Here is a 24,921-nt window from a genome sequence, read left to right on the forward strand (position 1 = left end):
CCGGTCCTTGTGCGCTTATTGGGGCTTATGTTCGGGTGGCAGGTCGAATGTATCGTCCGCCCGTTCCTGCGACTGGGTCAGCAATTCGACGTTGCGCTGCGGCCGGGCCTGCATGGACGGACTCATGAGCTGGGCAGCGGTGGGCGCGGTCTTGGCCCCGGTCGGCAAGGCGGGCAAAGCCTGATTGGGGAGCGGCTTGAGCGATTCGCGCCCGCCGCAGCCAGCCAGCGCCAATGTCATACAGGCCGCAGCGAAGAGACAGGCTCGCGTCATGCTTGATCCTCCTGCCGCGCCTGCGCGATACGGGCGCGTACCTGATCGGGCGCAGTGCCGCCATGGCTCTGGCGGCTGGCGACCGACGCATCGACCGTCAATACCGCATAGACGCGATCGTCGATGCGATCGTCGATGGCTTTGAGCGTGGCGATCGGCAGATCGGCCAGTTGCACGCCCGCTTCCTCCGCCGCCGCGACGGCCCGCCCGGTGATGTGATGCGCCTCACGGAAGGGAATATTCCCCTCCCGCACCAGCCAGTCGGCCAGATCGGTGGCGGTGGCAAAGCCGCTTTCGGCCAGCGCCCGCATCCGGTCGGTGCGGAACGTGACCGTTTCGACCATGCCCGTCATCGCCGCGATCGACAGGCCGATGAGGTCATGCGCCTCGAACACGGGCGGCTTGTCGTCCTGCATATCCTTGGAATAGGCGAGCGGCAGCCCCTTCATCGTCACGCACAGGCTGGTCATGCAGCCCATGATCCGCCCGGCATGGCCGCGCACCAGTTCGGCGGCATCGGGATTGCGCTTTTGCGGCATGATCGAGCTGCCGGTCGAATAGGCGTCGGGCAGTTTGACGAAGCCGAAGGGCTGGCTGGCCCAGATGATGAACTCCTCCGCCAGCCGCGACAGATGCAGCGCCAGTTGCGTGCCCGCCATCAGATAGTCGAGCGCGAAGTCGCGGTCGGACACGCTGTCCAGGCTGTTGTCGGTCGGTTTGGCGAAACCCAGCGCCGCTGCCGTCGCATGGCGGTCGATCGGGAAGCCCGTGCCAGCGAGCGCCGCTGCACCCAACGGACATTCGTTCGCCCGCGCCCGCGCATCGGCAAAGCGGCTGCGGTCGCGGCGGATCATCGCGTGATAAGCCATCAGATGATGGCCCAGCGTCACTGGCTGCGCCGATTGCAGATGGGTGAAGCCCGGCATCACTGCATCGGCAAATTCCTCGGCGCGCGTCAGCAGCGCACGCTGCAAACCGGCAAGGCCCGCCTCCACTTCATCGGTCGCATCGCGCACCCACAGGCGGAAATCGGTTGCGACCTGATCGTTGCGGCTGCGCGCGGTGTGCAGACGCCCGGCCACTGGCCCGATCAGCGCGGCGAGGCGCGATTCGGTGACCATGTGGATGTCTTCCAGATCAAGGTCGACCGGCACGCCGTTCGCTGCATATTCCTGCGCGATCTGGTCCAGCCCGGCGCTGATCGTGTCGGCGTCCGCCTGCGCCACAATGCCCTGTTTGGCCAGCATCGCGACATGCGCCTGCGATCCGGCGATATCCTGTTTCCACAATCGCTTGTCGAACGGGATGGAGGCATTTATCTCACGCATGATAGACGCCGGGCCGGCGGCGAACCGGCCACCCCACATGCTGTTGGAGCCTTCCCCTTTGGAAACGTCCCCGTTCGAACCTTCGTCGCGCGCGCTGATGATACTGCTCCTGACCGTCGGATTGGCGGCCTGCGATAGGCAATCACCGTCGTCCGGGCAAGCCAATGTGCAAGGCAATGCGAGCATGAGCGGCGAGGTGGTATCGTCGCCGTCCAGCGCGTCGGCCAAGGACAAGGCAGCGGACAGCGAGTTCAGCTATAAGCTCGATCGCAGCAAGGCAGGCACCCCCGCGCCCAAATTTGCGTTCCACAATCCCGATGGCGGCGACGCGACGCTGGCCGATTATGCGGGTAAGCCCGTGCTGGTCAATCTGTGGGCGACATGGTGTACGCCGTGCGTCGCGGAAATGCCCACGCTCGACCGGATCGCCGCGACTTATGGGCCAAAGGGTCTGGCGGTGCTCACCATCTCGCAGGACAATCAGGGTGAAAAGGCCGTGAAGCCCTTCTTCGCCAAGCATAAGCTGCCCCATCTCAAGGGCTGGACCGACCCGGAAAACCAGTTCGGTTTCGACTATGCCACCGGCCTGCTGCCCACCAGCGTCCTGTATGATGCCAAGGGCAGGGAAATGGTCCGCGTCGTGGGCGCGATGGACTGGGAGGGGCCGGAAGCCAAGGCGCTGATCGATGCGGCGCTCGCGTCCTGACGATGGTGCGCCGCGCGCCATGTGACGCGGCGCACCATCATGCCTTTGTCGCGAAACTGGCCGTTTTCCGACACGCCAGACTCGGTATGTTATAGAATATTTCATTTTTTGTGCGGCGCGGTAGTGGTTCCGTGCCGGTCCTTCGTCATCCCCCTTGTCATCAAAAGAGATCGAACAGGGGGCATGAATGACACGCTTTTCGGCATTGAAACTATCGCTCATCCTTGCGTCCTCCTGGTCGGCCTGCGCCATCGCGCAGGAAGCCCAGGAAGCGCCGCAGGTCGATGAAGGCACCGCCATCATCGTAACCGGCACACGCGCCGTCGGCATCCAGGCTGCCGAATCCGCCGCACCGGTACAGGTGCTGAGCGAAGAAGCCATCAGCCATGTCGGCCAGCCGAACCTCAATCAGGTTCTGACGCAGATGGTGCCGTCCTTCACGGCCCAGACGCAGGGCACCGATCTGTCCAGCTTCTCGCTGTCGGCCCGTCTGCGCGGCCTGTCGCCCAACCACACGCTGATCCTAGTCAACGGCAAGCGCCGCCACGGCAACGCCATCCTGCAGGTGATTTCCGGCGCGTTCCAGGGTTCCGCCGCCCCCAGCATCGACGTCATCCCGCCCGACGCCATATCCCGCGTCGAAGTGTTGCAGGAGGGCGCAGCGGCGGTTTACGGCACCGACGCGATCGCGGGCGTCATCAACTTCATCCTGAAGGACCAGACCGACGGCGGCACGTTCAAGGTTACTGGCGGTCAATATTATGACAGCGAGGGCGAGCTTTTCTCCGCCTCGGGCAATGTCGGCTTCAAACTGGGCGAGGACGGTTTTTTCAACCTGACCCTGTTCCATCGGCGTCAGGATTATACCACGGTCGGCCAGGGCCAGGTGCAGGTCACCAAGGCGGACGGCACGTTGCAAAGCAACGCGCCTGCCCAATGGTCGAACCTGACGGGCGACGCGCTGGCGGGTATCAACGGCGGTCAGCCCAAGACCAACCTGAACGTCGCATTCTACAATATGGGCTATGACTTTGGCGGCGTGGAACTCTACAGCTTCGGTGACTATAGCCGCCGCGAAGGCTGGGCCAAGCAGGGTTATCGTCATCCCAAGCGCATCTGTTACGAAACCGGCAACACCGGCGGCGGCGTGACGGCTGCGGCCTATAATCCCAACATCTGTTACGGCAATACCGGCGTGGTCGGCATGGTCCCTTTGCAGCATGTGATCGAAAATGAATATAGCTTCACCATCGGCGCCAAGGGTGAATTTGGCGGCGGATGGAATTATGATGTTTCGGGCACCTATGGATCGCAGAAGGACGATATCTGGACCGAAGCGTCGGCGCATCGTGAAATCTGGCAGGAAAGCTATCAGAACCAGTTGCGCGGCATCGGCGTCGCCAACACCCCCAGCAGCGCCTATGACGGCGGTTTCAAGCTGAGCCAGACGACGTTGACGACCGACATTCGCAAGGAATTCGACCTTGGCATGTCAAGCCCGCTAACGATGGCGTTCGGTGGCGAATATCGCAAGGACGAGTATGAAATCATCGCAGGCGATTCGATTTCGACCTACAAGACCGGCGTGCAGTCCTTCCCCGGTTACAAGGCCAGCGACGCAGGTGAATTCCAGCGCAGTTCGAAGGCGGGATATCTGAACTTCATCGTCAATCCAGTCGATGGCTGGAGCGTCGATCTGGCCGGTCGTTATGAGGATTATACCGATTTCGGCGACACGCTGATCGGCAAGATCACAACCCGCTACGACTTTTCCGACGCCTTCGCCATTCGCGGCACGGCCAGCACCGGCTTCCGCGCGCCGACGTTGCAGGAACAGAAATATTCGACGATCAACGTCGGCCCGACCAGCGCAGTGGCGCAGCTTCCCGCAGGATCGCCTGCCGCCGCACTGTTGGGCTTTGGTCCGCTCGGTCCCGAAAAGTCGAAGAATTTCTCGGCTGGCTTCGTGGTTCGCCCCGTGCCCAAGCTGGCGATCACGGTCGATGGCTATCTGATCAAGATCAAGGATCGCATTACCGGCACCGCCGCGCGCAACGCCGTGCTGAACGGTGTGGCACAGGCGGGCGGGGCGGAAATCCTCAACGCCCTGAACGCCGCCGGTATCGTCCTCGACAGCGCGCTGTTCACCAGCGGCACGATCGGCGTGCAAAGCTTCACCAATGGCGTCGATACCCGGACCTGGGGCATCGACTTTTCGGCTACCTATCCGGTCGCGCTGGACTTCGGTTCGCTCAACCTGTCGCTGACCGCCAACTATAACAAGACGAAGATCACCAACAACAAGCTGGGCTATCCGCTGTTCAATGCGGCATCGGAAAGCAATATCGAACGCGCCAACCCCGATTATAAGGTCGTCGCAAACGCCCTGTTCAAAAGCGGCGCGTTCAGCCTGAACCTGCGCGAAACATTCTATGGCAAGACAAGCGTTCTGGTCCGTCCGGCCTTCACGTCCAGCGCTGCCGGGTCGATCGTGATCCCGTCGGGCGGCTTCCTGATCGCCGACGGCGCGATCGTGGGCGGTGTGAACACCAACCAGCTCTATTTCAACGGCGTGGCCAAGGCGACGGCGCTGACCGACCTGGAAGTGGGCTACGACTTCACCGACGCGGTCACCTTCTCGATCGGTGCGAACAACCTGTTCAACAAGAAGCCTGAGATTCCCAAGCTGCTTGAAGGCGTGACCGTCCCCGTCGGCGTATCGCCCTACCAGAATGGTTCGGGTTCCTACAGCGCCTCTTACGGCCATAGCGCCTACAGCACGTCGGGCGGCTATTATTACGCCCGCATCGACTTCAAATTCTGATCGATGTCACGAAGGAGGGCCGGTTCGGAAACGGACCGGCCCTTTTGCTATGGAGGGGCAGGCATGACCGGATCGACCGAGACAGTATCCCGCCGTGCGTTGATGCGCGGCGCCATGGCTGCCACATCGCTGGCCGCCGTCACACCGGCATTGGCACAGCGCGATCGCAAGGTCGAACTGCCCGATGATCCATCGGCCATGGTCGCCAGCCTGACCGACGGCGTCTACATCAACAGCAACGAACATCCCGTTGGCCCCTGCCCGGCCGCGCTGGCCGCGCTCGCCACCCTGCCGCCGCTGTCGGGGCGCTATGGCATGGTGTTCGGCGCCAAGCTGGAAAGCCTGTTCGCGCGGCAGAACGGCCTGTCGCCGACGCAGGTTCAGGTCCATCCCGGCTCGTTCATGCCCCTGCGGTCGGTGGCTTTAACCTATTCCTCGCCCCAGCGTCCCATCGCCTATTTCGAACCGACCTTCGATCAAGGATTTCTGGGCCTTGGCAACGCCAGCATCACCCGGTCGGTTGCCGTGCCGCTATCGGGCGATTTCACCGCAGACCCGCGCAAGCTGCTCGCCGCCGCGCCGGATGCAGGCGTCTATTATCTGTGCAATCCCAACAATCCCACAGGTCTCGTCACCGCGCGCGCCGACATCGACTGGCTGCTGGCGAACAAGCCCAAGGGATCGATCCTGCTGATCGACGAGGCCTATATTCATTTCAGCGATGCGACGCCCTGCCTCGATCTGGTCGCCAGGGACGCAGACGTGCTGGTGACGCGCACCTTTTCCAAGATTTACGGGCTGGCTGGGCTGCGCTGCGGCATCATAGCCGGGCGCAGGGATCTGCTCGACGGCATGGCGAGCTATGGCACCAATATCACACCGATGCCCGCCGTAATCGCGGCGGAGGCCAGCCTGCTCGCCCCCGGCCTGTTGCCCAATCGCAAGGCTGCGAACAAGGCGGTGCGCGACGACCTCTATCGGTGGCTGGATGCCAACCGGCTGCGCTATCTGCGCGGCGACGCCAGTTTCGCGATGATTCATGTGGGTCGTTCCGGCGCGGACGTGACGGCGGCGCTGGCGAAAGAGAAAATCTTCATTGGCGGCCCGCGTAAGCATATGGACGACTGGGTCCGCGTTTCCTTTGGCACGCCTGTGGAAATGCAGGCGTTCAAGACTGGTCTGCTAAAGGCGCTGGCATGAGCCTTAGCCGCCGCGAAGCGATAGGCGCCGCACTCGCTCTGCCGCTGGCGACGCAGGTCGCGCGCGCTGCGCCTGCCGTCTCATTACCCGATCGCACCGGCTTCGCTTCAACGCCGGTGGCCTATTTCGACAACGCCTCGACTCATCCGATCAGTCTGGGCGCACAGGCGGCGATCAACGCCTATGTCGCAGGTCGCACGCTCGATCCCGCCGCCGCCGCGCGCAAGCCGGTCGATCGCGCAGGCGTGATCGCCAAATTCGCGCGACTGGTGAACGCCGACCCCGACGAAGTGACATGGGTGCAATCCACCACCATGGGCGAACAGGCCGTGCTGCGCGCGCTCGGTTTTCCTGAAAAGGGCGGCCGCATCGTCACCGACACGCTCCATTTCTACGCCGCCTTTCCCATGTATCAGGAAATGGCCAGACAAGGCGTCGATGTCGCATGGGTCATGGCCCGCGAAGGCCGCATCATGCCGCAAGACATGGCCCGCGCCATCACGCCGGGGACGAAACTGGTCAGCCTGTCGCTCGTGTCCACCTATAATGGGTTCCAGCATGACCTGAAATCCGTGTGCGACAGGGCGCACAGCGTCGGCGCGCTGGTCTATGCCGACATCATTCATGCAGCCGGCGCTGTGCCTGTCGACCTGCATGGCAGCGGCGTCGATTTCGCTGCCACCGCTACCTACAAATGGCTGATGGGCGATTTTGGTCTGGGCTTTCTCTACGCGCGGCGCGGCGTGCTGGATGCCCTGCCCCGCACGGAATATGGCTATTATGGTTTCGCTGCGCCCGACGCGCCGCCCGGTATTGGCCTGTCCCCGCCCCAGACCCATGTCTTTCCCATGGACCCGCCCGGCGGTGCGCCCACCAGCTATGTCGTCCGTCCCGGCACGCTCGGCCATTTCGGCACCGGCACCTATGCGCAGGGTATTGCAGGTGCGCTCGACCATTCGCTCGACCGCATCGCCGCGCTGGGCGTCCCTGCGATACAGGCCCATGCCCAAAGCCTGATCGGCGAATTGTGCGAAGGACTGCGCGCGAAGGGCTATGCGATCATCACCCCGCCCGGCACCACCACGCCACTGCTCACCGCACTGTTGCCAAACGCCAGGGCGCTGCTGACCGATCCGCTGGCCAAGGCGCAGGTGCGATTGTCACTGCACGACCATCATTTCCGCATATCGCCGTCGATCTTCAACGACGGGCGGGATGTGGAGCGATTGTTGAACGCCTTGCCACGAGCGTAAAGCGACGACCGACGTCATGCACAATATGGAGAAACCTGTGAAGTCGCTCTTTCTCGCCACCCTGCTGTCAGCCCTCGCCCCGTTAACCGCACAGGCCCAACCGGCCCCCGCGCCTCAGGCCATGCCCGCAACCCTGCCCTTCTCCCCCGCCGTCCGCGTGGGCGACATCCTGTTCATGTCCGGCCAGATCGGCCAGGTGCCCGAAGGGATGGACAGGCATACGGTCGGCTTCGATGCAGCGGTCCAAGGCGCGATGGACTCCATAGGCAAGGTGCTCAAGGATAACGGCCTGAACTTTGGTCATGTCGTCAAATGCACGGTCATGCTGGACGACATGGCCGACTGGCCCCGCTTCAACGCGGCCTACCTCCCCTATTTCAAGGGGAAGCGTCTGCCCGCGCGCAGCGCATTCGGGGCAGATGGGCTGGCGCTGGGCGCTCCGCTGGAAGTGGAATGCATCGCCGCGTTCAAATAGCCGCCGCCTCGCGCACCAACAATATCGGCACGCCATCGCGCACGGGATAGGCCAGCCCCGCCGCGTCGGACAACAGTGCCTGCCGCTCCGCATCCCAGCGCAGCGGCGTGCGCGTCAGCGGGCAGACCAGCTTGGCCAGCAGCCATGGGTCGATCGGCGCGTCCTGGCTCACTGCATTGTCGCGCCGCCGTCGCGCTCGATCCGGCCGACGATCTGCATAAGCTGGATGATCCGCTCGCACCGTTCGGACAGCGTGTCCGCCTCCAGCAAGGTCTGCTTGGCAGCGGGGTCGAAGGGCGCGATCTGGGCAATGCCGTTGACCAGCGCCATGTCGTCCAGCCGCGACACCGCCGTCCAGTCGACGACATAGCCAAGCGCTTCGGCGAACTTGCGCGATTCCTGCTCCAGCGTGCCGCGCTCGACCGCGTGCAGCACTTCATCCTCCTGCGGCGCCTGTTCGACATCCGCCTCTATCTGGCGAAACTGCGTCGTCACGGGCAATTCGCGCACGACCCGAAAACGGGCGAGGCCAGTGAGGACGATGTTGAACCGCCCATCCTCCAGCGCCTCGATCTGGCTGACATGGCCAAGGCAGCCCATGTCAAACAGCGGCGGCACCGGTCCCCCGCCGCCGCGCGGCTGGATCATGCCGATCCGCCGGTCGCGCGCCATCGCATCATGGATCAGCGCGCGATAACGCGGCTCGAAAATATGCAGCGGCAGGTCCATGCCCGGCAGCAGCAACGCGCCGGACAGCGGGAAGACGGAGACGCGGGCGGTCGGCACCGGCGGCGATCAGGCGAAGAGGATCTGGGACAGCTTGCGGCGCTGCGCCGATACCCACGGATCTTCCAGCCCGACGGCATCGAAGATGGTGAGCAATTGCGTGCGCGCCGCACTGTCCTGCCAGCCCCGGTCCCGCCGCACGATTTCCAGCAGCGCATCGGCCGCGCCATCCCGATCGCCATTGGCCATCAGCCCACCCGCCAGTTCGAAGCGCGCGGCATGATCGTCGGGATCGGCGTCAACCTTCGCTTGCACGGCGGACAGGTCGGCGACGGGCTTTACGTCGCGGGCCAGCGCGATGGCGGCACGCGCCTGATCGATGGCGACATGCCGCGCGACGTCGGCGGGCAGCGCGGCCAGCGCCGCCTCCGCTTCGTCCAGCCGCCCCAGCGCGACCAGCGCTCGCGCCTGCCCTGCAACGACCTCGGCATGATCCGGCACCATCTCGGCAATCTGGGTGAAGATCGACAAGGCCCGGTCAGCGTCGCCATCGGCCAGCGCTTCCTCACCCATGGCGATCAGCGGCGCGATTTCCTCCAGTTGCGCCTTTTCGTCGGATTCGATCGGCAGTTGCGTCAACAACTGGTCCAGCATCTGCTTCAACTGCCCTTCGGTCCGCGCCTGGCTCAGGTCCGCGACGGGCTGGCCCTGAAACACGGCATAGACGGTAGGGATCGACTGGACGCGAAACTGGCTGGCGATGAAGGGGTTTTCATCGACATTGACCTTGACCAGCGTCACGCCCTTGGCCGCGTAATCGGCGCAGACTTTTTCGATCACCGGGGTCAGTTGCTTGCACGGGCCGCACCATTCGGCCCAGAAATCCACGATCACCAACTGCGTGCGCGACGGTTCCACGACGTCCTTGCGAAACGCCTCGACGGCTGCCTTGTCGGTGTCGCTCATTCCCAGGGTGGCCACGCTTTACTTCTCCTGCCTGTGCGGTGTGTCGCCGCGTCCATACTGAACAATATGGGGGGCGTCACCCCGTCCAGACAAGAGCGCGGCCACGCCTCCGCAATGGTTCAGAAGGTATAGCCTACGCCCAGCGCACCGATCCACTGATCTTTAGACCCGGCGATCGCGACGACCGGGCTGTCGGCATAGCGGCCCAGCATCCGTGAATAACCGCCCAGCGCAAACAGGGTCCAGCCACGCCGAATATCGCCGGACAGAGAATAGCCGCCGGTGAAATTGGCGCTGACCTTGCGGAAGCCGGACTTGGCACCGGCGCGATCATAGGCGGGCAGGCCGCTGGCCAGCGCCTGAGCCGGGGTCACGTCGAAATAATAATTGCCATATTTCTTGCCGACATAATCGGCCGATACGCCGATCCCTACGAAGCTCTTGATCGACAGCGGCGTGAAATATTCGATCGCTGGCGTGATGATATAGCTTTCATGCGCGCCGCCAATATCCTTGGTCACGGCCACACGCGCGGACAGATTGTCATAGGCCGATGTGATGATGCCGGTCTTGCCGATGCCGGCAAAGCCGCCGACCTCGATCGCGGTGTCCAGCTTGCCAAGCGCCGCGACCGCATCGTCCTTGATCGCCTTGCGACTGGTGCGGTCGAACCGTGCGCCGACGACCGGACCGAATTGAAAATCGACGCCGCTATCGTCGCGATTGGGGATGGCGTCGATGTAGAGCGCGGGACCGCGTGTCCAGAAAGCAAAATCATGCACTTTGCCGCGCAATTGCGGCGCGGGGATGATCCGGTAATCGTCCGACCCTTCATAGCTGGGGATCGCAGCCACGCCCAGCCCGACCGTCAGGTTGCTATGATCCTCGGTTTCCTGCGCCAGCGCAGGCGCGGCCAGCCCGAAGGAAAGTGTCAGCAGCACAGTGCGCGAAAAAATATTCATACGGCCCCTAATCGAACATGTTGTCGGAACGAGAATGTTTCGGCCCGGTTACAGTTCCTTTTCCCGCGCGTCAGAGAAAATATTTGAGGCGAATTTCCTGCTCCACCGCTGCCCCCGCAACGCCGAAACTGACTGACGCAAAACTCGGCGCGCCGAAACGCAGCACCGGATTGCGCGAAAAACCAACGCCTTCGCGCGGGATACCGGCGAATGTATCCAGCTTGCCATTGCCATTTTCGTCATGGATCACCGAAATGGCATAGGTGCCGGGCGCAAAGGCGCCCAACTGCACCGCGCCAGCCTTGGCCGGAACCGCAAAATGCCGTTTTTCGGGATCATGGGTGCAATCGGGAAAATAGGCGGGCGTGCGAGTGACGCACACCAATATCTGCCCCTTGCCCGACCGCAAGCCGCTGACCGCCATGCCCAGCATCTGCGGCTGGTCCACTGGCGCGCCACCGGTCAGACCCGCCATCGCAACCAGCATCACGACCCATTTCCGCGTCACGCACGCACTTTCTGGATATTGGCCGGCTTAAATTCGCCCAGCCCCTTGTCCGTCCCGCACAACCGGTCCCACACCCGGAAATAAAGGCCATAATTGCAGGCATAAAGGTCGTGGTGCCGCTGATGATGGGTGGCCGTAATCAGCCATTCCCCCAACGGACCGCGCACCATCCAGCGCGGAAACATCTCCCACCCCATATGATTGCTGACCCCCATGACCGTCATGATCGTCAGCACCACGCCCAGTGCGCCGACATGGATCGGGATGATGAAAACCAAAGCCGGGATCACCACCGCGCCGGTCAGCGCTTCCCACGGATGAAAGCTCATCGCGGCCCAGGCGGTCGGCGGGCGGCTGGCATGATGGACGGCATGGGCGATGCGGAACGGTCGGGGCCGGTGCATCGCGCGATGCGTCCAGTAAAACCATGTGTCATGCGCGGCCAGATACAGCAGCACCGACATCGGCAGATACCAGAGCGGAAAGGCACTGGCCTGCGTGTAGATGCGCGTCCAGCCATGCGACTGCCATCCCCACGCCACCACGCCAGCGGGAATGCCGTAGATCAGCGCGGACGCCAGCGACCAGCTGATTTCGCGGACCATCTGCTTTTCCAGCCCGCGATACAGGCCCGGCTGGCGAATCCGCGTCGCCAGCGCGAAACCACCGCTCGCCAGCAAATAGCGCACGCCGACGATCGCACTCATCGCCAGGGCGGAATAGATAAGGGCTGCGACCATTGCCGCCCCTATAGACGCGGTTGCGCCAATGCGAAAGCGCGGGTCGTCGCTTAGGTGCGTGGCCGCGCCTGCCGGTAACTCCCCAGCATCCGCACCCATTTGGTGTGGAACTCCAGTTCCGCCAGCGCCCGGTCAACCGCTGCGTCGCCCGGCATCCCTTCGATGTCGCAGAAAAATTCGGTCGCGGCGAAACTCGCCCCGCGCTGATAGCTTTCCAGCTTCGTCATGTTGACGCCGTTGGTGGCAAAACCGCCCATGGCTTTATAGAGCGCGGCGGGGACGTTCTTCACCTCGAACAGGAAAGTCGTCATCACCGGGCCGACATGGGGCACCGGCATTTTGGGTTCGCGCGCCAGCACCAGAAAGCGCGTCATATTGTCGTCGCTATCCTCGATATTTTCCGCGATCAGGCGCAGGCCATAGAGTTCGGCGGCCAGATAGGGCGCGATCGCCCCTTCGCCCGGCGTCTTGCGTTCCGCCACCAGCGCCGCCGCGCCCGCCGTATCGGCATAGGCGACCGGCTGGATGCCACGCTCGCGCAGATAATGGCGGCACTGGCCCAGCGCCTGCGGGTGACTGATCGCGCTTTTCACCGGCGTCGTATCCGGCGCCATCAGGCAGTGGCGGATGCGCAGGAAATATTCGTCGACGATATGCAGCCCCGATTCGGGCAGCAGGAAATGCATGTCCGCCACGCGCCCGTGCAGGCTGTTTTCAATGGGAATGATCGCCCGCGCCGCCAGCCCGCTGCGCACAGCATCTATCGCATCCTCGAACGCGAAACAGGGCAATGGCACGCAATCTGGTGCATATCCCAGCGCGGCCAGATGCGAATTGGCACCGGGCGCGCCCTGATAGGAAACGGCGCGCGCGGGATCGGCAGCGGCCTTTTCGGCCAGTTGCGCGACAATCGCGCGGGCGGGGGCGGGATAGTTTTCCATGACTGGCTGCGCGCTTAGGCAGTTGACCGCGCCCACGCAAGCATCGCTGGGGTGGCATCCGTCCCTGCCCACGCATTTCCCGTGTCAACCCGGCTTGCACCTTGGCGTGTCCGCCTTTATGGCAGCGCACAAGAGGGGGCGCGGAAGACAGCCGCCAGGACAGAAACGCAAGGGAATTCGAGCGAAATGGGCGATCGTTTCAACACCGTAGCGGGCTGGGCGCTGTTTGCGGGGATCATCGCGCTGGGTGGCGCGATCGTCAGTTCCAAATATTTCCACGAAGAACGGCCCGAAGAAATGGGCTATGTGATCGAGGGCGTCGAAGCCGCAGGCGGCGCAGTCGCGACCGGCCCCGGTCTCAACACCCTGCTCGCCAGTGCCGACGTCGCGGCGGGTGAAAAGGTGTTCGCCAAGTGCGCGGCCTGCCACACCGTCAATTCGGGTGGCGCCAACGGCATCGGCCCCAATCTCTATGGCACGGTCGGCGAGGAAATCGGCCATGGCAAAGCAGGCTTTGCCTTTTCCGACGCGCTCAAGAGCAAGGGTGGCAACTGGACTTTCGAAAATCTCGATCACTGGCTGACGTCCCCGCGTGAATTTGCGCCCGGCACCAAGATGACCTTTGCGGGCCTTGGCAATCCGGTCGATCGCGCGAACTTGATCGCCTGGCTGAACACGCAGGGGTCCAACCTGCCCCTCCCCGCCGCCGACGCAGCGCCCGCTGCGGGCGACAACACCGCAGCAGGCAATGCCGCCGAAGCGGGCAACGCGGCCAATGCTGCGGAAGCGCCGGCCGAAAACGCTGCCGCCAAATAAGAGCGGCGCTTTATCGGATTTGCAAAGAGCGCGGCACCGGTTGCCGCGCTCTTTGTGATTCTGCCATTGCCGCTCTATGCAAAGAGCCAGGCTTCGGCTTCGCTGATCGTTTCGAACACTGCGGCGTCATCGCGAAGGCTGAGTATCCGGCTCGTCTGCATCCGTGTCAGCGAACTTTTGCGGGCCACGGCGATACGACCCGCCTTGTACCGGGCGCTGGTGACCAGATGCTGAAACGCGGCAACGATCTCCTGCGGCTGGATAATGGCTTCAGCGGTATCTATCAAAAGCAGATAGTCTTCCGATCGCAGGCCCATGGATTCAACCGCTGCGTCCTTGTCGCGCGAAAACTGCTCCACTTCCTCGACGGATAGAAAGCCGCTCATACGCGCGATCACCAGTTTTCGGGCGGGATCGGCCGTCACCTTGATCATTAATCTCTCCAACCTGATTGTTTGTCGGAAAACGCCGATTGTCTGTTCTGCTACAATCCGCTTAGCAAAGCCCTAATTTTCGGGACGCTCCATGATGATAGGCGGGCCGGGTCAGTGGGAGCGCGGACTGCGCGGGCGTTCCGGATCAGGCATCAGTATGGCTTCCTCCGCTTCCAATGTAGGACTTCTCCTGCTTTATCGGGCAGTATGGATCACCAGCCAAAACCCCCTCGACCGACGCGTCCCAGTCGCGCAGGTGGTGCGTCGGTGGCGCGTCGATGACGCATCCCCGATGCTTCGACGGCGCCACAGGCCCAAATCCAGCAAAAAGCACCGCACGACACTGTGAACTTCGCCTGTCGCGCCACGTTACCCGACCAGTGGGACAATCAGCCCTCTTCCTTTCATCCCGTTCGATCCCCATAGAGTTGAGCCATGACCGACATTTCCGCGCCCGCCGCGCAAGCCGCCATCGAAATCCGCGACCTAACCAAGGTCTATAAGGGCGGCAAGCGCGCACTCGACGGCATCGACCTGACGATTCCGCGCGGCCAGATCTATGGCCTGCTCGGCCCCAATGGCGCGGGCAAGTCCACGACCATCAACATATTGGCGGGCATGGTCAACAAGACGTCGGGCACGGCGCGTATCTGGGGCTTCGACATTGACGAAAACCCCCGCAACGCCAAAAATTCCATCGGCATCGTGCCGCAGGAAATCGTGTTCGATCCCTTCTTCACCCCGTTCGAAACGCTGGAAAATCAGGCGGGCTTCTATGGCGTGCCGAAAGAAAAGCGTCGGTCGATGGAATTGCTGCGCGCCGTCCATCTGGAGGACAAGGCGCACGCCTATGCCCGCACCCTGTCAGGGGGCATGAAGCGCCGCCTGCTGGTGGCCAAGGCGATGGTGCATAGCCCGCCGATTCTGGTGCTGGACGAACCGACGGCGGGCGTGGACGTGCAATTGCGCCAGCAGCTTTGGGCCTATGTCCGCGAACTCAACGAAATGGGCGTCACCATCGTGTTGACCACCCATTATCTGGAGGAAGCCGAACAATTATGCGACCGCATCGCCATCATCAACCATGGCCGCGTCATCACCGACAAGCCGACGCAGGAATTGCTGGCTATGGCGCAGGAAAAGGTGGTGCAGGTCACGGTGGACCGCGACGTGGTGACGCCACCGAGCGCACCGTGCTTTGAAAAGGTCGAACTGTCGGGCGATCGCACCCTGACCATCACCTATCTGAAGGACCGCGCCAATGCAGGTCAGGTGCTAAGCGCGGTACAGGCCAGCGGATTGGCGATCGTGGACGTGGTAACACGCGACCCCGATCTGGAGGACGTGTTCCTCAATCTGACGGCTGCGGCCTAAGCAATCTCCGTTCGGTTCGAGCCGAACGGCGTAGGGATCAGACCCGAACAATCGAGAACAGCATGCCAACCACTACCCACGACGTCATCATCATCGGTTCGGGCGCGGCGGGGCTGACCGCGGCGATCAATCTGGCGCAGGACCGCAAGGTTCTGGTGCTGGCGAAGGGTGCGCTGGATAGCGGATCGACCAACTGGGCGCAGGGTGGCATCGCCGCCGTGCTGGATGCGGGCGACAGTTTTACCGCGCATGTCGAGGATACGATGGTGGCCGGCGCGGGCCTGAACGACCGCGAAACGGTGGAGTTCGTCGTATCCGAAGCGCCCGCCGCGATCGAACGGCTCGCCAAACTGGGCGTGCCATTCAACGCGGACGAGGATTTTGGCGAACGCTGGCACCTGACGCGGGAGGGTGGGCATAGCCATCGCCGCATCGTCCATGTCGATGATGCCACCGGCCATGCGGTGCAGGTCGCGCTGCTCAAGGCCGCGCGCGCCAATCCCAACATCACGCTGGTCGAGGATCTGATCGCGATCGACCTGATCACTGGCCGCCATGGTGAACGCTATTCGGGCGACGGCCATGTGTGGGGGGTCTATGCCTTCAACAAGAAGACCCAGCATGTCGACACGCTGCTGGGGAAGGCGACGATCCTGTGTACGGGCGGCGCGGGGCGGACCTATCTGTTTTCCACCGCACCGCGCGGCGCGACCGGCGATGGCATCGCGATGGCGTGGCGCGCGGGATGCCGGGTGTCGAACATGGAAATGAACCAGTTCCACCCGACTTGCCTCTATAATCTGGAGGTCAAGAATTTCCTGATTACCGAAGCGGTGCGCGGCGAAGGCGGCCACCTTAAACTTCCCCCCGGCGTGCCGGGCGGGGGCGAGCGATTCATGGACCGGTTCGACCCCCGCGCCGAACTCGCGCCGCGCGACGTAGTGGCGCGCGCCATCGATCATGAGATCAAGCGGCTGGGCCTCGACTATGTCCATCTCGACATCAGCCACAAACCGCCGGAGTTCGTGAAGCATCACTTCCCGACCATCTATGCGCGACTGCTGGACCTCGACATCGACATTACCAAAGAACCGATCCCGGTCGTACCCGCGCAGCATTATACCTGCGGCGGGGTGGTCATCGATCTGGACGGGCGCACCGACCTGCCCGGCCTTTATGCGGCGGGCGAAGTGACCGAAAGCGGCTTGCATGGCGCCAACAGGCTGGCGTCCAACAGCCTGCTGGAATGTTTCGTCTTTGGCGAAGCGGCGGCCAAGCATATTCGTAGCTCCTGGGATGAACTGCCCGCGCCGCCGCCGATCCGGCCATGGGACGAAAGCCGCGTCACCAATGGCGACGAGGAAGTGATCGTCCAGCATAACTGGAAGGAAATCCGCCGTTTCATGTGGGATTATGTCGGCATCGTCCGCACCACCAAGCGGCTGGAGCGCGCGCAGCACCGCGTCGCCCTGCTGGCGCAGGAAGTGGACGAATATTACGGCAATTTCCGCGTGACGCCCGACCTGATCGAACTGCGCAATCTGCTGGAGGTCGCGCGGCTGGTGGTGCGATCGGCGCTGCATCGCAAGGAAAGCCGGGGGCTGCACTATACGCTCGATTATCCCGACACGCTGCCGCAGGCGGTCGATACAGTGCTGGCCCCCTGACCATCAGGCGCCTTTGAGAAAAGCTCCCAGCATGGCGTTGAAGCGGGTCGGCTGGTCAGCCATCACCATATGGCCGCTGGGACCGATCGCCTTCAACGTCGCACCCCTGACCACGGCATAGGCGGTGCGGAAACGGCGATTGATGGCGTTGGCCTGCTCGACATCTGCACCGACTGCGTAGACGACCTCCAGCGGCGCGGGCATCCGGCCAAGCTGCGGGCCAAGGTCAATATGCGCCAGATCACGCAGCGCGCTGGCGATGACGTCGGGATCGCTGCCCTGCGCGCCGGGCGTCTGGCCGACGATCTGCGCCAGTGTGCGACGCCCCGCGACCGTGCCCGTCAGATAGCCGCCCAACTGGTCGGCCAGAAAGCCAAGTCCGCTCGCCGTGCCACCGACCATCGCTGCACCAGCAGGCAGCATGTCGACCACCATGACCCGGCGCGCCAGACCTTTCAGCCCCAGCAACATCGCCAGCGTGCCCCCCATGGAATGACCGACGATGGCAGGGCGTTTCAATCCAGCGGCGGCGATATACCGGGCGACCTCGTCCGTGACCGGCTGGACCAGCGGCCCGCTGGCATTGGCGTCGGGCGCAAGTCCCGCGAAGCCGCGCACATGGACCAGATGGAAGCGATAGCCCGGCAGTGCGGCGATCACCCCGTTCCAGATGCCGGGGCCACTGGCAAGGCCGGGGATCAGCAGCACGTCCGCGCCCGTGCCGCGCGTCACGACGCTGATCCGGCGCGACGTGAAGGGGGCGGCGGTGGCTGCCCCTGCCCATGCAGCACCGCTTGCCGCAATTGCGCCGAGCATCGCGGTGCGTCTGTCGATATATGTCATGCGTTTGCCTATTGCCCCAATTGCGCTGAACCGCAAATGAGCGTGAACATCCACAGGTGGGTTCCACACCGCAGACTCCTTACACCGCAGCCAGAGAGTCGTTCGTCGCATCCCTCTTGCCCGCACCGCTTCTGGCCAGCCCTATGAAAAGGAAGAGCACGGGGTCGAGAATGTCGTTGAATGAAAACCGGGGCGGATTTGCGCGCCTGGTCCTGTTGATGGCGGCACTGTCCGCTTGCGTGAGCGCGCCCGAACAGCCGTCGGCGCAGGCTGCGTCCAACCTGCCGCAAAAGCCCCATCCTCGTGCCGCCCATCCGCAGCCCGGCACGGTCCAGCCGATCCCCAACAGCTGGCCGATCCGCGCAGTCACCAATCCGCCCGCCCCCTATCGCAACGTCGATCAGCGCGAGACGCCCTCCCCCGCTCTGGTCAGCGTCGTGCGCAATCTGGGGCAGAGTTTCCATGGCAAGGTCGGCATTGCGGTGCGGCGCATCGGGGCGGACTGGACCGTGGCGTGGAATGGCACGGCGCTGTTCCCGCAGCAAAGCGTATCGAAATTCTGGGTGGCGCTGACTTTCCTCGACGCTGTTGATCGGGGCAAGCTGCGCATCACCGACACGACCACGATCACCCGCAACGACCTGACCCTGTTTCACCAGCCGACCGCTTCGTTGCTGAAGGGAGGCAGCTGGACCACCAGCTATTCCGACCTGTTGCGCCGGGCCATGACGCAGAGCGACAATACCGCGAACGACACGCTGCTGCGCGCCGTCGGCGGGCCGGACGCGGTGCGGGCGTTTCTGGCGCGGCGGATGATCCGCGACATCCGGTTCGGGCCGGGCGAACGGTTGCTGCAATCGGCGACAGCGGGGATGGACTGGCGGCAGGATTATTCGATCGGTCGTAATTTCTACGCCGCGCGCGCCAGGCTGCCCATGGCAGTGCGGCAACGGGCGCTGGACAATTATCTGGCCAATCCACCAGACGGCGCGGCCCCCAGTTCGGTTGTCGGCGCGCTGGCGCGGTTGAAGGAGGGCGACCTGCTGTCGCCTGCCTCATCGCGCCTGCTGCTGTCGATCATGGCGGAAGCCAAGACCGGGCCGCAGCGGATCAAGGGCGGGGTGCCGCCGGGCTGGACCTATCTGCACAAGACCGGCACGGGGCAGGATCTGCCGCCGCGATCGACCGGGTTCAACGACATCGGCATCATGACCGCGCCGGACGGCACCAGCTATGCGCTCGCGGTGATGATCGGGTCTACGACCGTATCGATCCCCGAACGCTGGGCGCTGATGCAGGCGGTGGCGAAGGCGGTCGCGGCCAATCATGAGAAGCGCTGAGGCGGATCAGAAGCGGCGGACGACGCCCAGATAGACTTGGCGATCCGGGCTGTTGTGGTTGAGGCCGACATTGAGACCTATGTCCCACTGCATTGCCCTCGACGGTTGCCAGGCAAAGGACAGCCCGCCCAGCGCCTGTGTGACATGGCCATCGGGATCATCGTCGCGCATCAGCGATGTTTCGATCGTGCCGGTGATCGCGTCGGTGAAGGCATAATCCAGCCCGACGACGCTGCCATAGGCGAGGTGGCGGCCATTGCCGTCCTGATCCACGGAGGCATCTATTTCCTGAGTGAGGGCCACAGATAAATGGTTTCCAAGATCGAAGCCGACCGGGACCAACAGCCCCGCGCCCCAATCGCCAGCGCCGATCGCGGAGCCGCCCGTTGGCACCGAGACATAGGGCATGACCGCGATGGTGAAGCCCGATCCGTCGGGGTTATGGAGGTTTTGACGCAGGGCGAGGCTCACATCGCCTGTGCTGCTTTGGCGATCGACCAACCCGGTGGCGCGGTCGCGGATGCGGGTGGTGCCGTAGGCGGTCCAGCCGACCTGGGCCTCCAGCGAGTCGGTGAGGCCCAGGCGGATCAGCGCATCACCGGTTTGAAACGTATCCGTAACGACTTGTCCGTCGCGGTCATGGGTCCAGTTGCCCAGCCCCATCTCCAGCACGACATGCCCCTTGTCCACCGTGCAGGCGGGCGTGCCGAGGCCGGGGCGGTCGGCGCACAGGTCGCGCTCTTGCCCGAAGGCCAGTGTCGGTGTCAGGCTGAGCAAGAGAATGGCGATTGCGGCTTTGTAGAGCATATATTTCCCCCTGCCGCGTCCGGGCAATCCGGCCATAGCAACATAGTGGAAATAATTCATCCACCCGCTTGTTCCCGCTCGATTATCCAGATGGACGTGCGCCACAAGAAAACCGGTTCCCACTTTTCCGCGTGATGCTTTATCCCCTGCTGCCATGACCCAGAATCACCTCTATCTCGTCGATGGCAGCGGCTATATTTTTCGCGCCTATCACCAGCTTCCCCCGCTCACCAATCGCCATGGCCAGCCGGTCGGCGCGGTCTATGGCTATACGACGATGCTGTGGAAACTGGCGACGGAACTGGGCAAGGCCGAAGGCCCGACGCATATGGCGGTGATATTGGACAAGGGATCGCACACGTTCCGCAACGACATGTACGACCAGTATAAGGCGCAGCGTCCGCCCGCACCCGAAGACCTGATCCCGCAATTCCCGATGATCCGCGACGCGACGCGGGCCTTTTCGCTGCCCTGCATCGAAGAAGCGGGTTTCGAGGCGGACGACATTATCGCCACCTATACCAAGGCGGCGGTTGCGGCGGGATGGCATGTGACGATCGTCAGTTCCGACAAGGATCTGATGCAGTTGATCCAGCCCGGCGTCGACATGTACGACACGATGAAGAATGAGCGGCGCGGCCCGGACTATGTGATGGGCAAGTTCGGCGTGCGGCCCGACCAACTGGGCGATGTGCTGGCATTGATGGGCGATAGCGTGGACAATGTGCCGGGCGTGCCGGGCATCGGGCCGAAAACGGCGTCCAAGCTGATTACCGAATATGGCGATCTGGAAAGCGTGCTGACCGCCGCGCCCGCCATGAAGAAATCCAAGATGCAGGAAAATCTGATCGCCCATGCCGACATGGCCCGGCTGTCGCGGCGGCTGGTGGCGTTGCACGACACGATGGATCTGGCCGAACCGCTGGACGATCTGGCATTGAAAGGCATTCCCAAGGAACCGTTGCAGGCGTTTCTGGAGCATCATGGGTTCAAGACGTTGCTGGGTCGGCTGGGCGCGCCTGCTGCCGCCGTGGCGGTTGCGGGCGTGGCAGCGGCGGCATCGGCCATGGCTCCACCGAGCGCGCCTGTCGCGGTGACGCATCCGCCGATCGACTGCGCCATCTACGAAACGGTGACGACGGTCGCGCAACTAGAAGCGTGGATCGCGGAGGCGCAGGCGCTGGGCATCGTGGCGGTGGATACCGAAACCGATGCGCTCGACAGCATGGAATCGGGTCTGGTCGGCATCAGCCTGTCCACCGGGCCGGGCCGCGCCTGCTACATTCCGCTGGCGCACCGATCCGCCGACGACATGTTCGGCGAAGTGCCGCAGCAGATTGCGCTGGACGATGCCGTCCGGCTGCTGCGCCCGTTGCTGTGCGACGATGCGGTGCTGAAAATCGGGCATAATATCAAATATGACCTCAACGTGCTGGCCCGCGTCGGGCTGGACGTGACGCCGATCGACGATTCGATGGTGATGAGTTTCGATCTGGATGCTGGCAAGTCGCTGGGCGGGCATGGCATGGACGAGGCGGCGAGCGTCCATCTGCAACATACATGCATCAGTTTCAAGGAAGTGACGGGGACCGGCAAGAAGGCGATCAGTTTCGCGCATGTGCCGCTGGATCGCGCGACCGCCTATGCCGCCGAGGATGCCGAAGTCACCTGGCGGCTGTGGCATCATCTGTCGCAGCGGCTGGCGCAGGAAGGCGTGACGCGCGTCTATCAGCTGGTGGATCGCCCGCTGATCCCGGTCGTGGCGGGGATGGAGCGGCACGGCATCAAGGTCGATCGCGAGCAATTGTCGCGCCTGTCGGGCAGCTTTTCGCAGACGATGGCGGGGCTGGAGGCGGAGATTTTCGAACTGGCCGGCCACCCCTTCACCATCGGATCGCCGCAGCAACTGGGCGTCGTGCTGTTCGATGAAATGGGGTTGAAGGGCGGCAAGAAGGGCAAGAGCGGCACTTATTCCACCGACGTCACCGTGCTGGAAAAGCTGAAGGCCGAAGGGTCGAAGATCAGCGGGCTGGTGCTGGAATGGCGGCAATTGGCGAAGCTGAAATCCACCTATACCGATGCGCTGCAACAGCAGATCAATCGGGATACCGGGCGCGTCCATACCAGCTACAGCCTGACCGGGGCGCAGACGGGGCGACTGTCGTCCACCGACCCCAATTTGCAGAATATCCCGATCCGCACAGACATCGGGCGGCAGATCCGTCATGCTTTCGTCGCGGAACCGGGCAACGTCATATTGGCGGCGGATTACAGCCAGATCGAATTGCGGCTGGCGGCGCATATGGCCGATGTGCCTGCGCTGAAAGAGGCGTTCGCGGCGGGCGAGGATATTCACAATCGCACGGCGCAGGAATTGTTCGGCGATGTCAATCGCGAGACGCGCGGGCGGGCCAAGACGATCAACTTCGCGATCCTGTACGGCATTTCCCGCTGGGGGCTGGCGGCGCGGCTGGAAATCAGCGCGGACGAGGCGCAGGACATGATCTCCCGCTATTATGAGCGCTTTCCCGGCATCAGCGTCTATATCAATGAAACGCTGGAAAAGGTGCGGGCGAGCGGGTTCACGCAGACGCTGTTCGGGCGCAAGACATGGTTCCCGCGGATCATCGCGTCGATCCAGCATGAGCGGCAGGGTGCCGAACGTGCGGCGATCAATGCGCCGATTCAGGGGACCAGCGCGGACATCATCAAGCGGGCGATGGTGCGCATGGGTCCGGCGCTGGAGGCGGCGGGGCTGAACCGCGTGCGGATGTTGTTGCAGGTGCATGACGAACTGGTGTTCGAATTGCCCGAAGGCGATGTCGAGGCGGCGAGCGTTGTGATCCGGGGCGTGATGGAAAGCGCGGCGGAGCCGATCGTAACGCTGAGCGTGCCGTTGGGGGTCGAGATCGGCACGGGGGCGAGTTGGGGCGCGGCGCATTGAGGGGGCAAAATCACCGTCATGCCAGCGCAGGCTGGCATCTCTCTTCTTCCTGACGCTCCCTGTCCTGGATGACCGGCGGCTGGGTCTATATCATGACGAACCGGGCTTATGGCGTGCTCTATATCGGCGTAACGTCCAGCCTGCCCCATCGCGCCATGCAGCATCGCGACGGCACGGGTTCAGACTTCTGTCGTCGCTACAGGCTCGACCGGCTGGTTTATGCCGAACGGCATGGGACGATCATGGACGCCATCACGCGCGAAAAAGCGATGAAGGCGTGGAAGCGGGCGTGGAAGGTCACCCTTATCGAGACGATCAATCCGACATGGCGGGATTTGTTCGATGAATTGCATATGGAATGAAGGTCGGGACAGAAGAAGAGAGATGCCAGCCTTCGCTGGCATGACGGGGGGGGAACTGCCTACCTTTGTCATCCCAGCGCAGGCTGGTATCTCCCTTGTTCTTTCTTCGACAGCCAGCCTCGCTTAATCGAACAGCTCTTCCAGAAAGCTCTTTTTGCGTTTGGTCTGATACCCCGGTCGGTTATCGCGATCGGGGCGGTAGCTGGGTTGGGCGAAGGGCGTGGCGGATGCTGCCCCGCCCTGCCCCGATCGTTCGATGATCTTGTCCAGTTCGCCCCGGTCCAGCCAGACGCCGCGACATTGGGGGCAATAGTCGATTTCCACCCCCTGCCGGTCCGTCATCGCCAATCCGACGTGACAGACCGGGCAGAGCATGGCCGATACGGCAGCCTGATCCCGCATCCGCTTACTCCCGCTCGCCGGTCAGGCTGAGCAGCATCTGGAACAGGTTGACGAAGTTGAGGTAGAGCGACAGCGCGCCCATCACCTGCATCTTGGCCGCCATTTCGTGGCCCGCATAGACGAAATAATCCGACTTGATGCGCTGCACGTCCCAGGCGGTGAGACCGGTGAAGATCACGACGCCCAGGATCGACACCACCATCTGCAACGCGGACGAGGCGAGGAAGATGTTGATGAGGCTGGCGACCAATATGCCGATCAGGCCCATGATGAGGAAGCTGCCGACGCGCGTCAGGTCACGCTTGGTCGTGTAACCCCACAGCGCCATGGCGAGGAACATGACGGCGGCGGAGAAGAAGGCCTGCGCGATGCTGGCGCCAGTGAAGACCAGAAACACGCTGGCCAGCGACACGCCCATCACGGCGGAAAAGGCGTAGAAAGCGAGGCGCGCGCCCGACGTCGTCATCTTTTCGATGCGGAAGCTGAAGAAGAAGACGAAGGCCAGCGGCGCGAACATCGCCACCCATTTGAGCGGCGTGCCGAAAATCGCGGCGGCCACAGGCGGCGTGCCAGCGACGAAGGCGGCGACAAGGCCAGTGATGACCAGGCCAAGGCCCATGTTGCGGAAAACGCCGAGCATGTGCGCGCGCAGGCCGGCGTCGGTATCGACCGACCGGCTGGCGCCATAGCCCGGCGTGCGAACGGGATTATTCATGGGAACACTCTCTCCATCATAAAACATGGTTCGAGTGGCCCGGTGCGGTCTCCATGGGATAAAAGAGGGGGCTAACATCCCATAAACCTGCACCGGGCGCACCCGATGCGGTCCGACATCACGATCAAGGCAAGGGGGGAAGCCCAGATCGTCAGAGGGGCCCGGCCCGCATGAGCAATATTGGTGGGAGAACGTCCGCGCGCAAGGGATCGGCCCGGCTGCAACATTTTATTACAAATGGGCGGGCCATCCTCCCCTTGCAGGGGAGGTGTCGGGCCGCAGGCCTGACGGAGGGGTGTCGCCTTATCGAGAGCG

25 protein-coding genes are annotated in these 24,921 nt (G+C 63.3%); 11 read left to right on the forward strand and 14 right to left on the reverse strand.

Going from position 1 to position 24,921, the window contains the following annotated elements; all coding sequences use genetic code 11:
* Positions 1 to 15: 15 nt before the first annotated feature.
* A complete protein-coding gene (locus WA070_RS08055; protein WP_422633575.1) occupies positions 16 to 273 on the reverse strand; it encodes a hypothetical protein in 258 nt (85 codons plus the stop codon).
* Complete coding sequence (argH, locus tag WA070_RS08060) at positions 270 to 1,640, reverse strand: argininosuccinate lyase (RefSeq protein WP_422633576.1); 1,371 nt, start codon at positions 1,638 to 1,640, stop codon at positions 270 to 272. The genes WA070_RS08055 and argH overlap by 4 nt, the downstream gene beginning before the upstream one ends.
* Before the next feature lie 58 nt (positions 1,641 to 1,698).
* Between argH and WA070_RS08065 the strand changes: the two genes are divergently transcribed.
* From WA070_RS08065 to WA070_RS08085, 5 genes are all read left to right on the forward strand, one after another.
* Positions 1,699 to 2,307 (forward strand): TlpA family protein disulfide reductase, encoded by a 609-nt coding sequence (locus WA070_RS08065; RefSeq protein ID WP_422633577.1) that lies wholly within the window; start codon positions 1,699 to 1,701, stop codon positions 2,305 to 2,307.
* A 187-nt stretch (positions 2,308 to 2,494) separates the two neighbouring features.
* On the forward strand, positions 2,495 to 5,131 hold the full coding sequence (locus WA070_RS08070) for a TonB-dependent receptor plug domain-containing protein (protein WP_422633578.1): 2,637 nt from the start codon (positions 2,495 to 2,497) through the stop codon (positions 5,129 to 5,131).
* Between the two features lie 63 nt (positions 5,132 to 5,194).
* Positions 5,195 to 6,331, forward strand: coding sequence for an aminotransferase class I/II-fold pyridoxal phosphate-dependent enzyme (locus tag WA070_RS08075; protein WP_422633579.1), 1,137 nt, complete (start codon positions 5,195 to 5,197; stop codon positions 6,329 to 6,331).
* Positions 6,328 to 7,584: an aminotransferase class V-fold PLP-dependent enzyme gene (locus WA070_RS08080; protein WP_422633580.1), complete on the forward strand. Its 1,257-nt coding sequence runs from the start codon at positions 6,328 to 6,330 to the stop codon at positions 7,582 to 7,584. Before WA070_RS08075 ends, WA070_RS08080 begins: the two co-directional genes overlap by 4 nt.
* Positions 7,585 to 7,705: 121 nt before the next feature.
* Positions 7,706 to 8,059, forward strand: a complete 354-nt coding sequence (locus WA070_RS08085) for a RidA family protein (RefSeq protein WP_422633600.1) — start codon at positions 7,706 to 7,708, stop codon at positions 8,057 to 8,059.
* On the opposite strand, the gene WA070_RS08090 is transcribed toward WA070_RS08085, so the two are convergent.
* The 7 genes from WA070_RS08090 to WA070_RS08120 form a co-directional block, all read right to left on the reverse strand.
* The gene (locus WA070_RS08090; protein WP_422633581.1) at positions 8,052 to 8,231 is read right to left on the reverse strand and encodes a Trm112 family protein; all 180 of its coding nucleotides are present in this window, start codon (positions 8,229 to 8,231) and stop codon (positions 8,052 to 8,054) included. The genes WA070_RS08085 and WA070_RS08090 overlap by 8 nt on opposite strands.
* The gene (locus WA070_RS08095) at positions 8,228 to 8,845 is read right to left on the reverse strand and encodes an LON peptidase substrate-binding domain-containing protein (protein ID WP_422633582.1); all 618 of its coding nucleotides are present in this window, start codon (positions 8,843 to 8,845) and stop codon (positions 8,228 to 8,230) included. The genes WA070_RS08090 and WA070_RS08095 overlap by 4 nt, the downstream gene beginning before the upstream one ends.
* A gap of 9 nt (positions 8,846 to 8,854) precedes the next feature.
* Entirely contained in the window at positions 8,855 to 9,766 is a 912-nt protein-coding gene (locus tag WA070_RS08100; RefSeq protein ID WP_422633583.1) for a tetratricopeptide repeat protein, read from the reverse strand.
* Between the two features lie 104 nt (positions 9,767 to 9,870).
* Positions 9,871 to 10,713, reverse strand: a complete 843-nt coding sequence (locus tag WA070_RS08105) for a MipA/OmpV family protein (protein ID WP_422633584.1) — start codon at positions 10,711 to 10,713, stop codon at positions 9,871 to 9,873.
* Between the two features lie 70 nt (positions 10,714 to 10,783).
* On the reverse strand, positions 10,784 to 11,200 hold the full coding sequence (locus tag WA070_RS08110; RefSeq protein ID WP_422633601.1) for a DUF2141 domain-containing protein: 417 nt from the start codon (positions 11,198 to 11,200) through the stop codon (positions 10,784 to 10,786).
* 17 nt (positions 11,201 to 11,217) lie between these two features.
* The gene (locus WA070_RS08115) at positions 11,218 to 11,961 is read right to left on the reverse strand and encodes a sterol desaturase family protein (protein WP_422633585.1); all 744 of its coding nucleotides are present in this window, start codon (positions 11,959 to 11,961) and stop codon (positions 11,218 to 11,220) included.
* A 50-nt stretch (positions 11,962 to 12,011) separates the two neighbouring features.
* Complete coding sequence (locus WA070_RS08120; protein ID WP_422633586.1) at positions 12,012 to 12,902, reverse strand: prephenate dehydratase; 891 nt, start codon at positions 12,900 to 12,902, stop codon at positions 12,012 to 12,014.
* Positions 12,903 to 13,088: 186 nt separating this feature from the next.
* On the opposite strand from WA070_RS08120, the gene WA070_RS08125 reads away from it, so the two are divergent.
* Positions 13,089 to 13,718: a c-type cytochrome gene (locus WA070_RS08125; RefSeq protein WP_422633587.1), complete on the forward strand. Its 630-nt coding sequence runs from the start codon at positions 13,089 to 13,091 to the stop codon at positions 13,716 to 13,718.
* A 74-nt stretch (positions 13,719 to 13,792) separates the two neighbouring features.
* On the opposite strand, the gene WA070_RS08130 is transcribed toward WA070_RS08125, so the two are convergent.
* Complete coding sequence (locus tag WA070_RS08130) at positions 13,793 to 14,152, reverse strand: hypothetical protein (RefSeq protein WP_422633588.1); 360 nt, start codon at positions 14,150 to 14,152, stop codon at positions 13,793 to 13,795.
* A 435-nt stretch (positions 14,153 to 14,587) separates the two neighbouring features.
* Here WA070_RS08130 and WA070_RS08135 point away from each other — a divergent pair, with 435 nt between their 5' ends.
* Together WA070_RS08135 and nadB are read left to right on the forward strand one after the other, a co-directional pair.
* Positions 14,588 to 15,526: an ABC transporter ATP-binding protein gene (locus WA070_RS08135; protein WP_422633589.1), complete on the forward strand. Its 939-nt coding sequence runs from the start codon at positions 14,588 to 14,590 to the stop codon at positions 15,524 to 15,526.
* A 62-nt stretch (positions 15,527 to 15,588) separates the two neighbouring features.
* Positions 15,589 to 17,193, forward strand: coding sequence for an L-aspartate oxidase (nadB, locus tag WA070_RS08140; RefSeq protein ID WP_422633590.1), 1,605 nt, complete (start codon positions 15,589 to 15,591; stop codon positions 17,191 to 17,193).
* Positions 17,194 to 17,196: 3 nt separating this feature from the next.
* Here the strand turns inward: nadB and WA070_RS08145 are convergent, their stop codons facing one another.
* Entirely contained in the window at positions 17,197 to 18,036 is an 840-nt protein-coding gene (locus tag WA070_RS08145; protein ID WP_422633591.1) for an alpha/beta fold hydrolase, read from the reverse strand.
* 170 nt (positions 18,037 to 18,206) lie between these two features.
* On the opposite strand from WA070_RS08145, the gene WA070_RS08150 reads away from it, so the two are divergent.
* On the forward strand, positions 18,207 to 19,376 hold the full coding sequence (locus WA070_RS08150; RefSeq protein WP_422633592.1) for a serine hydrolase: 1,170 nt from the start codon (positions 18,207 to 18,209) through the stop codon (positions 19,374 to 19,376).
* Positions 19,377 to 19,382: 6 nt separating this feature from the next.
* Here the strand turns inward: WA070_RS08150 and WA070_RS08155 are convergent, their stop codons facing one another.
* Complete coding sequence (locus tag WA070_RS08155; RefSeq protein ID WP_422633593.1) at positions 19,383 to 20,183, reverse strand: transporter; 801 nt, start codon at positions 20,181 to 20,183, stop codon at positions 19,383 to 19,385.
* 154 nt (positions 20,184 to 20,337) lie between these two features.
* Here WA070_RS08155 and polA point away from each other — a divergent pair, with 154 nt between their 5' ends.
* Together polA and WA070_RS08165 are read left to right on the forward strand one after the other, a co-directional pair.
* The gene (gene polA, locus WA070_RS08160; RefSeq protein ID WP_422633594.1) at positions 20,338 to 23,127 is read left to right on the forward strand and encodes a DNA polymerase I; all 2,790 of its coding nucleotides are present in this window, start codon (positions 20,338 to 20,340) and stop codon (positions 23,125 to 23,127) included.
* Positions 23,128 to 23,195: 68 nt separating this feature from the next.
* A complete protein-coding gene (locus WA070_RS08165) occupies positions 23,196 to 23,489 on the forward strand; it encodes a GIY-YIG nuclease family protein (protein ID WP_422633595.1) in 294 nt (97 codons plus the stop codon).
* 123 nt (positions 23,490 to 23,612) lie between these two features.
* Here WA070_RS08165 and WA070_RS08170 read toward each other — a convergent pair whose 3' ends face one another.
* Positions 23,613 to 23,891: a zf-TFIIB domain-containing protein gene (locus tag WA070_RS08170; RefSeq protein ID WP_422633596.1), complete on the reverse strand. Its 279-nt coding sequence runs from the start codon at positions 23,889 to 23,891 to the stop codon at positions 23,613 to 23,615.
* Between the two features lie 4 nt (positions 23,892 to 23,895).
* A complete protein-coding gene (locus WA070_RS08175; protein ID WP_422633597.1) occupies positions 23,896 to 24,606 on the reverse strand; it encodes a Bax inhibitor-1/YccA family protein in 711 nt (236 codons plus the stop codon).
* Between the last annotated feature and the right edge of the window lie 315 nt (positions 24,607 to 24,921).

It is taken from the genome of Sphingobium sp. (assembly GCF_049304695.1).
In the GTDB taxonomy this organism is placed as follows: domain Bacteria; phylum Pseudomonadota; class Alphaproteobacteria; order Sphingomonadales; family Sphingomonadaceae; genus Sphingobium.